Raw genomic sequence first — 15929 nt, forward strand, 5'->3', positions numbered from 1 at the left:
GCTCGCCCTCGCCGGTCCTCCCGGAGTGGGTAAGACCAGCCTCGGCGAGTCCGTGGCGCGGGCGCTCGGGCTGGGTGAGCAGCCGCCCGACCGGAAGGATCAGGCGCGGGCGTACTGGGCGGGGCCGGAGTACGCGACGCCGAGCTTCGCGGCCGCCCGGCGCGGCCAGTACGGGTCGCGCAGCAACTCCCGACCCAGCAGCACCAGGTCGGCCTCGCCGTTGGCGACGATCTGCTCGGCGTGCTCGGGCTCCACGATCAGGCCCACCGCGCCGGTCGGCACGCCGGCCTCGCGGCGGATCTGGGCGGCCAGCGGCACCTGGTAACCCGGGCCGAGCGGGATGCGCTGGTCCGTGCTCACCCCACCGGAGGACGCGTCGACCAGGTCGACGCCGACGCCGGCCAGCTCACCGGCGAGCACCACGCTGTCCTCGATCGTCCAGCCGCCCTCGACCCAGTCGGTGGCGGAGATCCGGGTCAGCACCGGCACGTCCTCGCCGACAGCGGCGCGCACCGCGCGGGCGACCTCCAGGGTGAGCCGCATCCGGGCCGCGCGGTTGCCGCCGTACGAGTCGGTGCGGCGGTTGGTCAGCGGCGAGAGGAACTCGTTGAGCAGGTAGCCGTGAGCGGCGTGGATCTCCACGGCGGCGAAGCCGGCGTCCAGGGCGCGTACGGCTCCGGCCGCGAACGCGTCGACCACACCGGCGATGCCGGCCTCGTCGAGGCTGGTCGGCGTCCGGTAGTCGGCGGTGAACGGCTCCGAGCCGGGGGCGACGGGCGTCCAGCCGCCCTCGGAATCCGGCACGCCACCGCGCTCGGGTGCCCAGGGCCGGTAGGTGGAGGCCTTGAAGCCGGCGTGCGCGAGCTGCACGGCCGGCACCGCGCCGTGAGCGGCGACGAACGCGGTCACCGGTCGCCAGGCGTCGACGTGCGCATCGGACCAGAGGCCGGTGTCCTGTGGGCTGATCCGGCCCTCCGGGAGGACGGCGGTCGCCTCGGTCAGCACCAGGCCGGCCCCGCCGACCGCGCGGCTGCCGAGGTGGATCAGGTGCCAGTCGGTGGGCAGGCCGTCGGGGCCGGCGGAGTACTGGCACATCGGTGCCATGGCGATCCGGTTGGGCAGTGTGACCCCGCGCAGGGCCAGGGGAGTGAACAGGGAACTCATGGGGTCATCCTCTCCGACACGGCGACGGGCCCCCGGGGAGAGGGGCCCGTCGCCGTACTGGTGAATCGGTCAGGCAGGAACGGGGGTCAGCTCGGGCCGGGTGTCGGCGACCGGCTCCGGGTCGGTCAGGTCACGCCGGCCGGCGGACTCGTACGCGGCGCGGTCGAGAGTGCCCTCGCGGGCGGCGACCACTGTCGGCACCAGCGCCTGCCCCGCGACGTTGGTGGCGGTGCGGATCATGTCCAGGATCGGGTCGATGGCCAGCAGCAGACCGGCGCCGGCCAGCGGCAGGCCCAGCGTGCTGAGGGTCAGGGTGAGCATCACGATCGCGCCGGTCAGGCCGGCGGTGGCCGCCGAGCCGACCACCGAGACGAAGGCGATCAGCAGGTAGTCGCCGATGCCGAGGTCAACGCCGAACACCTGCGCCACGAAGATCGCGGCGAGGGCCGGGTAGATGGCGGCGCAACCGTCCATCTTCGTGGTGGCGCCGAAGGGCACCGCGAACGAGGCGTACTCGCGGGGGACGCCGAGGCGCTCGACGGAACGCTGGGTCACCGGCATGGTGCCGACCGAGGAGCGGGAGACGAAGGCCAGCTCGATGGCCGGCCAGGCACCGGCGAAGAAGCGCAGCGGGTTGAGGCGGCCGGCGAGGATCAGCACCAGCGGGTAGACCACGAACAGCACGATGGCGCAGCCGACGTAGACGGCCGTGGTGAACTTCGCGAGGGGAGCCAGCAGGTCCCAGCCGTACGAGGCGACGGCATTGCCGATCAGGCCGAGGGTGCCGATCGGGGCTAGCCGGATGACCCACCAGAGCGCCTTCTGGACGATCTCCAGGAGGGATCGGTTCAGCGCCACGAACGGTTCGGCGGGCTCGCCGACCAGCAGGGCCGCGGCGCCGACGACGACGGCGAGGAAGACGATCTGGAGGACGTTGCCCTCGACGAACGCGCCGACCGGGTTGGTGGGCACGATGCCGGTGAGGAAGTCGGTCCACGAGCCGGTGTTCTTCGGCGGGGCCGCACCACCCAGGTCGAGGGTCACGCCCCTGCCCGGGTTGGTGAGCAGGCCGAGGCCGATGCCGATGCTCACCGCGATCAGCGCGGTGATGCCGAACCACATCAGGGTCTTGACGGCGAGCCGGGCGGCGTTGGCGACGCCACGCAGGCTGACCACGCTGACCACGATGGCGGTGAAGACCAGCGGCGGCACGGCCAGCTTGAGCAGTTGGACGAAGAGGCTACCGACGGTGTGCAGGGTGCTGGTCAGCCAGCTCAGGTCGTTGCTGCGGGCCAGGAAGCCCAGCGCGACGCCGAGCACGAGGCCGAGCAGGATCTGCACGGAGAAGGGAATTTTGCGCAGGCTGAAAGGCATGAGGATGTATCCAATTGTCCGGTCCGATCGGGGCAGGCGTGGGAACGCGGCTAGCCCGGACAGATGCCACTGGCCTGCAGTCGGAGATCGACATACAGGCGGACAGTGAGGCCCCAGAGATTGGTCATCGTTGGCCGACGATACGCCGATTCCCGCTCATCGGAAGGACCGGACGGCGTGAGGCTCCTTACAGAGGGCCAGCGCGGTGGCGGTGCCCAGGCCCCACAGCACCGCCAGGGCGAGGATCAGCCGTTCCAGCACCCCCACCACCGGGCCTCGACCGATCACGAGCATCGCCAGCCCCACCGTGGCACAGAGCGGCAGGGCCAGCACGGCGGCGACCCCGGCCAGCCGACGCACCGTCCGGCCCGCCGGCACGGAGACGGCCAGCGCGATCATGGCGAAGACCACAGCGGCGGTCGCCGCGATGCTCGCGCCGCCGTGCACCAGGTCCGCCGTCGTCGCGCGCTCGAACGGCGGCAACGGGCAGCCGCCGGAGCAGGTCACCGCCCCCGACACAGCGGTGAACACCGCTCCGGTGGCGAGCAGCGCCGGGGCCGCCGCCCACACCCCGGGAGGCAGCGCCGCACCGATCAGCAGCAACGCGCCGGCAAGGGCCAGGATCCCGATCCGGTACGTCGCGGCGTGGGCGCTGCCGGCAATGCCCGCCTCGCTGACGTACCCGGTGAGCCCTGGACCGGGACCGGCGACCACGGCGAGCGTCACCGCCACCGCACCGGCCAGGGTGCAGCCGGCCGCTGCGGACCCGGCGACCCGGCGGGCGACCTCGCCGCGGGCGCTCGGCAGGGTCGGGGCGGTCGGCCGACCCGGCTCAGCCACGCCCGTGCGGCGTGCTCCAGCCGGACTCGTCCGGCCCGAGTGGCACGATGCCGCTGGGATTGATCTCCCGATGCGTGCCGTAGTAGTGCCGCTTGATGTGGTCGAAGTCCACAGTCTCGCCGAAACCCGGCGTCTGGAACAGGTCCCGGGCGTACGCCCAGAGCACCGGCATCTCGGTCAGCTTGTCGCGGTTGCACTTGAAGTGCCCGTGGTACGCGGCGTCGAAGCGCACCAGTGTGGTGAACAGCCGCACGTCTGCCTCGGTGATCGCGTCGCCCATCAGGTAGCGCTGCCCGGCCAGCCGCTCGGAGAGCGCGTCCAGCCGGGCGAAGAGCGCCCGGAACGCCTCGTCGTACGCCTGCTGGGAGGTGGCGAACCCGCACCGGTAGACCCCGTTGTTCACATCGGTGTGGATCTCGGCCATCAGCGCGTCCATCTCGGGGCGCAGCGCGACCGGGTAGAGATCCGGGGCGTCGGGCGCGTGCAGCCGCCGCCACTCGGTGGAGAAGTCGAGGGTGAGCTGTGGGTAGTCGTTGGTGACCACCCGGCCGGTCACTGTGTCGACGAGTGCCGGCACTGTCACCCGGCCGGTGTAGTCCGGGTCGGTGGCCAGGTACGCCTCGGAGAGGAAGCTCACGCCGAGCACCGGGTCGAAGCCGTCCGGGTCGAGGGCGAACGCCCAGCCCCGCTCGTCCCGGATCGGGTCGACGGTGCCCAGCGAGATCGCGTCGTCCAGCCCGAGCAGGCCACGCACGATCCGCGCCCGGTGCGCCCACGGGCAGGCCCGGCACCAGATCAGCCGGTAACGGCCGGCCTCCAACGGCCAGCGGTCCTGCTCGTCCGGGCCGCCGCCGGGTGGCGAGGTGGAGTCGGCGGTGACCCGACCGGTGAACCGGTTCGGCTGGCGGACGAACGCGCCGCCGCCACTGGTCTCTGCGCTGAACTGGGCCCGGGCCATGCCGTCAACCTATCCGCTGCCGGCGTGGATATCCTGGCGGCCGGCAGCCCTCGTGACCCGGTGGGCGTGCCCCACCCCCGCCGTCTGCACCCCCTAAGGACTCCCGATGACCGTGGCATACCTGGTGGCCGGTGTCCGCACCCCGATCGGCCGGTACGCGGGCGCGCTGGCCGGCGTCCGCCCCGACGACCTGGCCGCGCACGTGATCCGGGAACTGGTCGCCCGCCACCCGTCGGTGGACTGGGCGCGGGTCGATGACGTCGTGCTCGGCTGCGCCAACCAGGCCGGCGAGGACAACCGCAACGTGGCCCGGATGGCGGCGCTGCTGGCCGGCCTGCCCGAGGAGGTGCCGGGCAGCACCGTCAACCGGCTCTGCGGTTCGGGCCTGGACGCGCTCGCCACCGCCGCCCGGTCCATCGTCGCCGGGGACGCCGAGCTGGTGATCGCCGGCGGGGTGGAGAGCATGAGCCGGGCGCCGTTCGTCATGCCGAAGGCGTCGTCGGCGTACTCCCGCTCGGCCGAGGTGTACGACACCACCCTCGGCTGGCGGTTGGTGAACCCGCTGATGCGTGACGGGTGGGGGGTCGACTCGATGCCGGAGACGGCGGAGAACGTGGCCGCCGAGTACGGCGTCAGCCGGGCCGAGCAGGACGCCTTCGCGTACCGCTCGCAGCAGCGTGCGGCCAGGGCGCAGGCGGACGGCCGGTTCGCCGAGGAGATCGTGTCGGTGTCGGTGCCGGCGGGTCGTCGGGAGACCCGGCTGGTCGAGGTCGACGAGCACCCTCGGGAGACCTCGCTGGACAAGCTGGCCGCGCTGCCCACCCCGTTCCGCGACGGCGGCACGGTGACCGCCGGGAACTCCTCGGGCGTCAACGACGGCGCTGTCGCCCTGCTGGTGGCCAGCGAGGCGGCGGTTGCCCGGTACGGCCTGACCCCGCTGGCCCGGATCGTCGGCGCGGCGGCGGCTGGTGTGCCGCCCCGGATCATGGGAATCGGCCCGGTGCCGGCCACCCGCAAGCTGCTCGAACGCGTCGGCGTCGAGGTGGGCGCGGTGGACGTGGTGGAGTTGAACGAGGCGTTCGCCGCGCAGTCCGTGGCGGTGTTGCGTGAGCTGGGGCTGCCCGTGGACGCCGAGCACGTCAACCCGAACGGTGGTGCCATCGCGCTGGGGCACCCGCTCGGCGCCAGCGGCGCGCGGCTGGCGCTGACCGCCGCCCTGGAGCTGCGCCGTCGCGGCGGCCGCCGGGCTCTGGCCACCATGTGCATCGGCGTTGGTCAAGGCATCTCGCTGTTGTTGGAGTCAGCGGCCTAGAGTGGTCCACACCACACGACCCGCGGGTCGACCGGTGCCCACGCGTGCCCGCTGCGCGCCCCGATGCCGGTGCCGTCCCGCGCCGCGGCGATGAACTGGGGAGCACGCTGATGCCGGACGGACTGCCGACCGAGATCGATCTGACCAGGCCGAGCGCGGCCCGGGTGTACGACTACTTTCTGGGTGGAGCGCACAACTTCGAGATCGACAGGCAGTTGGCGGAGCAGATCGCCAGCATGACCCCGAATCTCGCCGCCACCATGCGCTCCGGTCGGGAGTTCCTGCGGCGGGCCGTCCGGGTGCTGCTCGACGCCGGCATCGACCAGTTCCTCGACATCGGCTCCGGAATTCCCACCGTGGGCAACGTGCACGAGGTGGCGCAGGGGGTGAACCCCAAGGCCCGCGTGGTGTACGTCGACATCGACCCGGTGGCGGTCGCGCACAGCCGGGAGTTGCTGGCTGGCAACGACCTGACCGGGGTCATCCACGCCGACCTGCGTGAGCCGGAGCGGATCCTCGCCGAGACCGGACAGCTCGAGCTGATCGACTTCAGTCGCCCGGTGGGCATCCTGCTGGCCGGGGTGGTGCACTTCGTCCCGGACGCCGACCGGCCCGAGGCGATCCTCGCCACCCTGCGGGCCGCCGCCGCGCCGGGCAGTTTCCTTGTCGTCTCCCACTCCACGTTCGAGGACCAGCCGCAGGAGATGCTGGACGCCCAGCGCCTCTCCGCCCGCACCGCCACCGAGATCACCCTGCGCTCCCGTGCTCAGGTCACCGGCTTCTTCGGCGACTGGACCGTCCTGGAACCGGGTGTGGTGCACATGCCGCTCTGGCGCCCGGACTCACCGTCCGACGTGGACGAGCACCCGGAGCGGTTCGGCGCCTTCGGGGGCGTCGCCCGGTACGACCAGCCCGCCGGCTGATCTCGTGGCTGCCGTCCCGGACCACGCCGGGGCCGATGCCGGCCGGGGCCACGCCGGGGCCGATGCCGGCCGGGCGGACGCCCAGGGGTTCGCCGCCGACTGGGCCCGCGCGGTGCGTCGGCTCGGTTTCGTGCCGCTCAGCGTGGCCGAGACCGAGCGGCTGCTGCTGGCGTACACGATCCGGCTGGCCCAGGCGGTACGGTCGGAGCCGTTCAGCGCGGCAGCGGCCGAGGAGGTCGGGCGGGCCCTGGTGGAGGCGCACCTCACCGAGCCGCAGGCCCTGGAGTGGACGCTGCACGCGTTCGGCGCGACCTTCGGGCACCGGGTGTTGTGCGACGGTGACCCGCCGGCCGACCTCGCCGACCGGATCGCTGCGGTGCAGGGCGGACTGGCCGCCGGGTTCGCCCGTGCGCTGCGCGACCGCACCTTCAGCCAGCAGGAGCGGATCGCCAGGTCGGCCTGGCAGGCGCGCGACGAGGTCGAGCAGGCGCTACGCGAGAGCGAGGCACGGTTCCGGGCGGTGTTCACCGGCGCCGCGATCGGGATCGGGATCGCCGGCGTGGACGGTCAGATCATCGACGTCAACCAGGCGTTCGCCGACATGCTCGGCTACTCGATCGAGGAGCTGCGCGAGACCAACGTGACAGGGCTGGTCCACGCCGACGACGCGGCCGGGATGTGGGAGCTCTACACGGAGATGATCGAGGGGAAGCACGACGCGGCCCGGGTGGAGAAGCGGTACTACCGCAAGGACGGCACGACGGTCTGGACGGATCTGGCCGTCTCGCTGATCCGACACGAGGGTCGGCCCCGATTCACCGTCGCGATGATCGAGGACATCACCGAGCGGTACGAACTCCAGCAGCGGCTGCGCTTCCAGGCGCTGCACGACCCGCTGACCGGGCTGCCCAACCGGACGCTGTTCTTCGAGACGTTGGGACGGGTGCTCGACACCGCGGACGCCGGGCAGCGCGTCGGGGTGTGCTTCCTCGACCTGGACGGCTTCAAGGCGATCAACGACAGTCTCGGCCACGACCTCGGTGACCGGCTGCTCGTGATGATCGGCCGGCGGCTGGCCGCGTGTGTGGCCGACCACGGCCACCTGGTCGCCCGGATGGGCGGCGACGAGTTCGTGATCCTCGTCGAGGGAGGGGACGACACCGACGACCCGGTCTCCGTGGCGGAAGCGGCGCTGGCCGCCGTCGCGGCCCCGGTCCACGTCGGTGAGCACCAGTTGGCCGTCTCGGCCAGTGTGGGCATCGTCCAGTGCCCGGCCTCGGAGACCAGCGCGTCCGAGCTGATGAAGGCCGCGGACACCACGCTCTACTGGGCCAAGGCGGCGGGCCGGGGCCGGTGGGCGGTCTACGACCCCGAGCGCGGCGCCCGGGACATCGCCCGTGCGGCGTTGGTCGCCGGGTTGCCCGCCGCGCTGGAGCGGGGCGAGTTCGTGCTGCACTACCAGCCGATCGTGTCGCTGCTGGAGGGCACCATGCTCGCGGTGGAGGCGCTGGTCCGTTGGGAGCATCCGGAGTTGGGCCTGATCGGGCCGGACCGGTTCATCGGCCTGGCCGAGGAGACCGGCCTGATCGTCCGGCTCGGCGAGTGGGTGCTGCGGCGGGCCTGCGAGGACGCCGAACGGTGGTGGCGGGAGTTCCCCGACGCCAGGCTGGTGGTCAGCGTCAACCTGGCCGCCCGGCAGGCCGACGAACCGGCCATCGTGGACACCGTCGCCGACGCCCTGCAGACCAGCGGGTTGCCCGCGGAGCTGCTCCAACTGGAGCTGACCGAGAGCGCCGTGATGGGCAGTGCCGGTGAGCCCCTGCGCAGCCTGCACCGGCTCGCCGCGCTCGGCGTCCGGCTGGCCGTGGACGACTTCGGCACCGGGTACTCCAACCTGGCGTACCTGCGCCGGTTGCCGATCCACTGCCTCAAGCTCGCCGGTCCGTTCGTGGAGGGCATCCGCGCGGACGGGACCGACGTGGCGGCCGACCACCGCGACGAACGGATCGTCGACGCGTTGGTCCGGTTGGCGCACGCCCTGGAGTTGTGGGTCACGGCCGAGGCGGTGGAGACCGGTGTGCAGGCGGAACGGCTGCGGGCGCTGCGCTGCGACACCGGGCAGGGCCGATTCTTCGGTGCGCCAGCCCCGGCCGATGTGATCACGGCCCGGCTGCGCGGCGGAGCGTCGGCGTGAGCGAGCGCAGCGAGCGAACCGGGTGGCCCAGCAGCGTGGCGCGAAGCGACGGCACGCAGCGAAGCGGAGTGCTGTCGTGAGCGAGCGAACCAGCAGGCTCAGCAGCGTGGCGCGAAGCGACGGCACGCGGCAGAGCGGGGGACCGTTCCGGTCCGGAGGGTGGCGACGGAGGATGGCGGCGTGGACCTGACGGACTCGCAGACGGCGGTGACGGTGGTGGCCGGGCTGGCCATCCTGGCCGGGTTGGCCGGCGTGGTGGTGCCGGGCCTGCCGGCGCTGCCGCTGTGCTGGGGTGGCGTGCTGCTCTGGGCGATCTTCGGCGGCGCGGGCCTGGTTGGCTGGGCGGTGTTCGCCGCCGCCACGCTGGTCGCCGGGGGTGGCGCGGTGATCAAGTACGCGTGGCCGGGCCGGAACCTGAAGCGCACCGGTGTGCCGACGTCCACGCTGCTCGCCGGTGGGGTGCTCGGCATCATCGGGTTTTTCGTGGTGCCGGTCGTCGGCCTGGTGCTCGGCTTCGTCGCCGGGGTGTGGGCGGCCGAACGGCTCCGGCTGGGCAGTAATCAGCTCGCCTGGCCCTCCACAGTGCAGGCCCTGAAGGCCGCCGGCCTGTCGATGCTGGTGGAGTTCCTGGCCGGCCTCCTGGTCGCGGCCCTCTGGGTAGCCGGCCTCCTCCTGACCTGACCTGACCCGTCCTCAGCCCTCGCCTCAGCCCCGCGATCTTGCACTTACTGCGCTGACATACGGCGCATCCCGCTGATATCGGCAACTGAAACTGCAAGATCGGCGCGGGGAGGGGAGGGGGCGCGGGGCACTTTTCGGGTACGGCGGAATGGCCGTACGTGAGAGAGAGGCGTGCCCCGCGCCACCGGGTCGGGCGGTCCGAGCGCCCGGGGTAGGCCCCTGTCGGGCCTGGTCACCGGTTCAGCATGCCGGCCGCGGTGGCCGGTCGGCAACGCAATTAGCCCGACGGCGGTGAGATTCCCACCGACTACGTATTGACCGCCTTGATCGGCCGGGACGACACTTTGCCCACTCGCACGCGGAACCACCTCAGGGAGGTGTGCAGTGGCCACGACGCCCGTGCCGACCGCCGAGCAACCGATGGACGACGACGCCCGACGGCTCGCTGAACTCGGCTACAAACAGGAGTTGCGCCGAAAGTGGAGCGGCTTCTCCAACTTCGCCATCTCCTTCTCGATCATCTCGATCCTGGCCGGCTGTTTCACCACCTTCGGGCAGGCGTGGAACAACGGCGGGCCGGTCGCCATCTCCTGGGGCTGGCCGCTGATCTCGCTGTTCATCCTGATCATCGGCTTCTGCATGGCGGAGCTGGTGTCGGCGTACCCGACAGCGGGTGGGATCTACTGGTGGGCGGCCACCATGGGTCGCCCGGTGCACGGCTGGTTCACCGGCTGGCTGAACCTGATCGGCCTGGTGGCTGTCACCGCCTCGGTGGACTACGGCTGCGCGACGTTCCTCAACCTCACCCTGTCGGCGCTCTTCGACGGTTGGGCCGGGACGCTGCGCCAGGCGTTCGTCCTCTTCGTGGTCATCCTGGTGCTGCACGGGCTGATCAACATCTTCGGGCACCGGATCATCGACGTACTCCAGAACGTCTCGGTCTGGTGGCACGTGGCCGGCGCGGCCGTCGTGGTGGCCATCCTGGTCTTCGTGCCCGACAACCACCAGAGCTTCCAGTTCGTGTTCACCGAGCGGTTCAACAACTCCGGTTTCGGCGACGGGGACATCGGCGGGCTGACGTTCTGGTTCTACGTGCTGCCGCTGGGCTTCCTGCTGACCCAGTACACGATCACCGGCTTCGACGCCTGCGCGCACGTCTCCGAGGAGACCCGGGGCGCCTCGCAGGCAGCGGCCCGTGGGCTTTGGCAGTCGATCTTCTACTCGGCGGTCGGCGGCTGGATCCTGCTGCTGGCGTTCCTCTTCGCGGCCACCGACGTCGAGGCGGTCAACGCCGCGGGCGGCTTCTCCGGCGCCATCTTCGAGTCGGCGCTGACCCCGGTCTTCTTCAAGATCGTCATCATCATCTCGACCATCGGGCAGTTCTTCTGCGGCATGAGCTGCGTGACCTCGATGAGCCGGATGGCGTACGCGTTCAGCCGGGACCGTGCCGTACCCGGATGGCGGCTGTGGTCGACCGTCGACCGCAACGGCACCCCGGTAAAAGCGATCATCGGCGCCACCCTGGCCGGCCTGGTGCTGACCCTGCCGGCGCTGTACGAGAGCTCCGCCGGTATCCCGATCGCCTTCTACGCCGTCGTCTCCGTCGCGGTGCTCGGGCTCTACCTGTCGTTCCTCATCCCGATCGCGCTCCGCCTGCGGATGGGCGACCGGTTCGTCCCCGGGCCGTGGACGCTGGGCCGTAAGTACAAGCTGTTCGGCTGGATCGCGGTGATCGAGATCGCGATCATCGCCGTCTACTTCGTGCTGCCGATCGTGCCCGCCGGGGTGCCCGGCAACGACGGGTTCACCTGGTCGGCGGTGAACTACGCGCCGCTCGCCGTCGGCGGGGTGCTGCTCGTGGTCGCCGTGTGGTGGTACGCCTCGGCCCGCAAGTGGTTCACCGGCCCGGTTCGTACCGTCGAGGAATCCGCGGGTGCGGCCGGCCCGGCGCCGGCCGACGGCCCGGTCTGATCGGCGCCCGGCGGGACGGACGGTGCTGCCGTCCCGCCGGGTTTGCGGCCCTTGCCACCGGGGGCATTGACGGTGATCCGGTTTGCCAGTAGACCTTGGTGATGGAGGCCCGCGAATGAGGAAAGCACCGCTCACGCTGGAACAACTGCGGGTCGCCGTCGCCGAGGGCGAGATCGACACCGTGGTGCTGGCCCTCGTGGACATGCAGGGCCGGTTGCAGGGCAAGCGGTTCCACGCGCCCTTCTTCCTCGACCAGGTGGTGGAGGGCGGCAGCGAGGGCTGCAACTACCTGCTCGCCGTGGACGTCGACATGAACACCGTCGACGGGTACGCCATGTCGAGCTGGGAACGCGGCTACGGCGACTTCGCGATGGTTCCGGACTTCGCCACGCTGCGCCGGGTGCCCTGGCAGCCCGGCTCCGCACTGCTGCTGGCCGACCTGACCTGGCTCGACGGCTCGGGTGACGTGGTCGCCTCGCCCCGGCAGATCCTGCGCCGGCAGCTGGACCGGCTGGCCGAGCACGGGCTGACCGCGTACGCCGGCACCGAGTTGGAGTTCGTGCTGTTCCGCGACTCGTACGAGGACGCCTGGCAGCGCGGCTACCGCGACCTCACCCCGGCCAACCAGTACAACGTCGACTACTCGCTGCTCGGCACCGCCCGGGTGGAGCCGCTGCTGCGTCGCATCCGGGTCGAGATGGCCGGCGCGGGGCTCACCCCGGAGAGCGCCAAGGGCGAGTGCAACCTCGGGCAACACGAGATCGCCTTCCGGTACGACGAGGCGGTGGCCTGCGCTGACCACCACGTCATCTACAAGAACGGCGCCAAGGAGATCGCCGCCCAGGAGGGGATGGCGATCACCTTCATGGCCAAGCCGAACGAGCGGGAGGGCAACTCCTGCCACATCCACTTCTCGCTCCGGGACTCCTCCGGCTCGTCGGCGATGCTCGGCGACGGACCGGCGCACCTGTCGCAGACCGGGCAGCGGGTGCTCGCCGGGCTGCTGGCCACCATGCGCGAGTTCAGCCTGCTCTTCGCCCCGAACATCAACTCCTACAAGCGCTACCAGCCGGGATCGTTCGCCCCGACCGCGCTGCGCTGGGGTGTCGACAACCGCACCTGCGCGCTGCGGGTGGTCGGGCACGGGCAGGGCATGCGCGTGGAGAACCGGGTGCCCGGCGCTGACGTCAACCCGTACCTGGCGATCGCCGGGCTGGTCGCGGGCGCGCTGCACGGCATCGAGCAGGGGCTGGAGCTGGGCGCGGAGTGCACCGGCAACGCGTACGACGACCCGGAGGCCGAGCGCGTGCCCGGCACGTTGCGCGACGCTCTCGCCCTGTGGGAGGAGTCGACGGTGGCCCGCGAGGCGTTCGGCGCCGAGGTCGTGGCCCACTACGCCAACCAGGCGCGGGTCGAGTTGGCCGCCTTCGACGCCGCTGTGACGGACTGGGAGCTCAAGCGTGGCTTCGAACGCCTCTGACCGCCGCCACACCGCGTCGATCATGGACTTGTGGTGGGCGGAAGGCCCTCTGGGGCGGCTTTTGGGGGGCACCACAACTCCATGATCGACTGGGATGACGAGGGGTGGGGTGTGTGACGGTTCTGGTGGATCCGGCTTCCGGGGTCGGGTTTCGGGAAGTTGCGGCGGCCTCTGTGGAGGACGTGGACCTGGCTATTGCGCGGGCGAGCGCCGCATGTGCTGGCTGGCGGCAGGTGGGGGCGGGGGACCGGGCGCGGTTGCTGCGGCGGTTCGCCGCCGTGGTCGACGCGCATCTGGACGAGTTGGCAGTGCTGGAGGTACGCAACTCCGGGCACACCGTCGGCAACGCCCGGTGGGAGGCGGGCAACGTCCGTGACGTCCTGGACTACTACGCCGGCGCGCCCGAGCGGTTGAGCGGGCGGCAGATCCCGGTACCCGGCGGGTTGGACGTCACCTTCCACGAGCCACTCGGTGTGGTCGGCGTGATCGTGCCCTGGAACTTCCCGATGCCGATCGCCGCCTGGGGGTTCGCCCCGGCGCTCGCCGCCGGCAACACAGTGGTGCTCAAGCCCGCCGAGTTGACCCCGCTCACCGCGCTGCGTCTGGCCGAGCTGGCCCGCGAGGCCGGCCTGCCCGACGGCGTCTTCACCGTCGTCCCTGGCGAGGGCTCGGTGGTGGGGGAGCGGTTCGTCACCCACCCGGCGGTCCGCAAGATCTGCTTCACCGGCTCCACCGAGGTCGGCACCCGGATCATGGCCGGCTGCGCCGCCCAGGTGAAGCGACTCACCCTGGAGCTGGGCGGCAAGAGCGCGAACATCGTGTTCGCCGACGCCGACCTGGAGCGCGCCGCTGCGACCGCGCCGGGCGCGGTCTTCGACAACGCCGGCCAGGACTGCTGCGCACGGTCGCGGATCCTGGTCCAGCGTTCGGTGTACGACAGGTTCCTGGAACTGCTCGAACCGGCGGTCCGCGCGGTCCGCGTCGAGGATCCGTCCCGCGACACCGCCGAGATGGGCCCGCTGATCTCCGCCGCCCAACGGGACCGGGTCGCCGGCTACCTCGACGGGGCGAAGATCGCCTTCACGGGCTCCTGCCCGGACGGCCCCGGGTTCTGGCACGCGCCAACCGTGCTGCTGGCCGACTCACCGGCCGACCGGCACTGGCGGGAGGAGATCTTCGGCCCGGTGGTCTCGGTGCTGCCGTTCGACGACGAGGCGGACGCGATCCGGCTCGCCAACGACACCGAGTACGGGCTCTCCGGCTCGGTCTGGACCCGGGACGTGGGTCGGGCCCTGCGCCTGGCCCGCGCCGTCGACGCGGGCAACCTCAGCGTCAACTCGCACTCCTCGGTGCGCTACTGGACCCCGTTCGGCGGGATGAAGCGCTCCGGGCTCGGCCGTGAGCTGGGCCCGGACGCGCTGCTTTCCTTCACGGACGTCAAGAACGTGTTCATCGCGACGGAGGAGTGACGCCAGTGCAGGGTCGGTTGCAGGACCGGGTGGCCGTGGTCACCGGAGCGGGCAGCGGGATCGGGTTGGCCACCGTACGGCGGTTCGCCGCCGAGGGGGCCAGGGTGGTCTGCGTGGACATCGACGTGGCCGCCGGTACGAAGGCCGCCGAGGAGTGCGGCGGCGAGTTCGTGGCCACCGACGTGGCCGACGAGTCGGCGGTGCGCGACCTGTTCGACGGGGTTGCCGACCGGCACGGCCGGGTGGACATCGCGTTCAACAACGCCGGCATCTCGCCGCCCGACGACGACTCCATCCTGGACACCGGCCTGGACGCGTGGGAGCGGGTGCTGCGGGTCAACACCACGAGCGTCTACCTGTGCTGCAAGTACGCCATCCCGCACATGCGGCGGCAGGGCAAGGGCTCGATCATCAACACGGCCTCGTTCGTGGCGTTGATGGGTGCGGCCACGTCGCAGATCGCGTACACCGCGAGCAAGGGCGGGGTGCTGGCGATGACCCGGGAGTTGGGTGTGCAGTTCGCCCGTGAGGGCATCCGGGTCAACGCCCTCTGTCCCGGCCCGGTGGCCACCCCGTTGCTGCTGGAGCTCTTCGCCGCCGATCCGGAGCGCGCGGCCCGCCGGCTGGTGCACGTGCCGATGGGACGCTTCGGGCAACCGGAGGAGATCGCCGCCGCGGTGGCGTTCCTGGCCAGCGACGACGCCTCGTTCATGACCGCCGCGCAGTTCGTGGTCGACGGCGGCATCACGGGCGCCTACGTCACGCCGCTGTGAGCGCGGGGAGTGAGCCGGCTCTGCGAGCCCCGCAGTCGCGAACCCGGCCAGCCCGACGCCCGCTGATCGGGGTCAGCGCGTACGTCGAACCCGCCGACTGGGCCGTCTGGCGGGGTGTGCGGGCGGTGCTGGTGCCGGAGGCGTACACGCGGGCGGTGGCGGCCGCGGGTGGCCGGGCGGTGGTGCTGCCGCCGGACGACGTGGACGCCGACGTGGTGGCTGTCCTCGACGGGCTGCTGTTGGCCGGTGGTGCGGACGTCGGCCCGGGGCGGTACGGCCACCCGCCCGACCCCCGTACCGAGGACCGGCCGGACCGGGACGCCGGCGAGTTGACACTGCTGGCCGCCGCGCTCGCCGCCGAGGTGCCGGTGCTGGGCGTGTGTCGGGGGATGCAGTTGCTGGCGGTGGCGTACGGCGGCACCCTGCACCAGCACCTGCCCGACGTGGTGGGTCACGAGGCGCACCGCCCGGCACCGGGGGTGTACGGCGCGCACGCGGTGCGGTTCGCGCCGGGGAGCCTGGCCGCGTCGGTGCTGGCCGGGGTCGACCAGGTCAACTCGTACCACCACCAGGCGGTAGCCGATCCGGGCCGGCTCACGGTGGCCGGTTGGGCGGGGGACGGTGTGGTCGAGGCGGTGGAGGACCCGGCACTGCCGTTCGTGCTCGGGGTGCAGTGGCATCCGGAGAACGAGTCGGATCCCGCCCCGATCCCGGCGTTGGTGCGGGCCGCCGGCCGGCGGGTGTGACTGAGATCGCCCCCGCCCGTCGATGGCGCCGGTGGGAGGATCGA

Annotated in this window: 13 protein-coding genes and 1 pseudogene; 10 read left to right on the top strand and 4 right to left on the bottom strand. The window is 71.9% G+C overall.

All coding sequences use genetic code 11. The features are described from left to right. Positions 1-64, top strand: a pseudogene (locus ABZ749_RS02355) (AAA family ATPase); the annotation flags it as partial. 35 nt (positions 65-99) lie between these two features. Here ABZ749_RS02355 and ABZ749_RS02360 read toward each other — a convergent pair. From ABZ749_RS02360 to ABZ749_RS02375, 4 genes are all read right to left on the bottom strand, one after another. Next, complete coding sequence (locus ABZ749_RS02360; protein WP_357221981.1) at positions 100-1164, bottom strand: NADH:flavin oxidoreductase/NADH oxidase; 1065 nt, start codon at positions 1162-1164, stop codon at positions 100-102. A gap of 69 nt (positions 1165-1233) precedes the next feature. After that, on the bottom strand, positions 1234-2526 hold the full coding sequence (locus ABZ749_RS02365) for a dicarboxylate/amino acid:cation symporter (RefSeq protein ID WP_357222024.1): 1293 nt from the start codon (positions 2524-2526) through the stop codon (positions 1234-1236). Between the two features lie 168 nt (positions 2527-2694). Then, on the bottom strand, positions 2695-3378 hold the full coding sequence (locus ABZ749_RS02370; RefSeq protein ID WP_357199350.1) for a DUF998 domain-containing protein: 684 nt from the start codon (positions 3376-3378) through the stop codon (positions 2695-2697). Beyond that, complete coding sequence (locus ABZ749_RS02375; RefSeq protein WP_357221983.1) at positions 3371-4336, bottom strand: glutathione S-transferase C-terminal domain-containing protein; 966 nt, start codon at positions 4334-4336, stop codon at positions 3371-3373. The genes ABZ749_RS02370 and ABZ749_RS02375 overlap by 8 nt, the downstream gene beginning before the upstream one ends. Before the next feature lie 106 nt (positions 4337-4442). On the opposite strand from ABZ749_RS02375, the gene pcaF reads away from it, so the two are divergent. The 9 genes from pcaF (at position 4443) to ABZ749_RS02420 (ending at position 15885) form a co-directional block, all read left to right on the top strand. Next, complete coding sequence (gene pcaF / locus ABZ749_RS02380; RefSeq protein ID WP_357221985.1) at positions 4443-5648, top strand: 3-oxoadipyl-CoA thiolase; 1206 nt, start codon at positions 4443-4445, stop codon at positions 5646-5648. A gap of 110 nt (positions 5649-5758) precedes the next feature. Further along, a complete protein-coding gene (locus tag ABZ749_RS02385; protein ID WP_357221987.1) occupies positions 5759-6571 on the top strand; it encodes an SAM-dependent methyltransferase in 813 nt (270 codons plus the stop codon). Positions 6572-6575: 4 nt separating this feature from the next. Then, entirely contained in the window at positions 6576-8765 is a 2190-nt protein-coding gene (locus tag ABZ749_RS02390) for an EAL domain-containing protein (protein WP_357221988.1), read from the top strand. Positions 8766-8945: 180 nt separating this feature from the next. Continuing rightward, positions 8946-9446, top strand: a complete 501-nt coding sequence (locus ABZ749_RS02395; protein WP_355009587.1) for a DUF456 domain-containing protein — start codon at positions 8946-8948, stop codon at positions 9444-9446. 384 nt (positions 9447-9830) lie between these two features. Beyond that, positions 9831-11417, top strand: a complete 1587-nt coding sequence (locus ABZ749_RS02400) for an amino acid permease (protein WP_357221990.1) — start codon at positions 9831-9833, stop codon at positions 11415-11417. Between the two features lie 115 nt (positions 11418-11532). After that, the gene (locus tag ABZ749_RS02405; protein ID WP_357221992.1) at positions 11533-12897 is read left to right on the top strand and encodes a glutamine synthetase family protein; all 1365 of its coding nucleotides are present in this window, start codon (positions 11533-11535) and stop codon (positions 12895-12897) included. A gap of 113 nt (positions 12898-13010) precedes the next feature. Beyond that, positions 13011-14366 carry an aldehyde dehydrogenase family protein gene (locus tag ABZ749_RS02410; RefSeq protein ID WP_357221994.1) on the top strand — a complete coding sequence of 452 codons (1356 nt, stop codon included), beginning with the start codon at positions 13011-13013 and terminating at the stop codon, positions 14364-14366. Positions 14367-14371: 5 nt separating this feature from the next. Beyond that, positions 14372-15139, top strand: coding sequence for a 3-oxoacyl-ACP reductase (locus ABZ749_RS02415; RefSeq protein ID WP_355009583.1), 768 nt, complete (start codon positions 14372-14374; stop codon positions 15137-15139). Beyond that, positions 15136-15885 (top strand): gamma-glutamyl-gamma-aminobutyrate hydrolase family protein, encoded by a 750-nt coding sequence (locus ABZ749_RS02420; protein WP_357221996.1) that lies wholly within the window; start codon positions 15136-15138, stop codon positions 15883-15885. Before ABZ749_RS02415 ends, ABZ749_RS02420 begins: the two co-directional genes overlap by 4 nt. Positions 15886-15929: the final 44 nt, after the last annotated feature.

The organism is Micromonospora sp. NPDC047753, assembly GCF_040642735.1.
Classification (GTDB): Bacteria; Actinomycetota; Actinomycetes; order Mycobacteriales; family Micromonosporaceae; genus Micromonospora.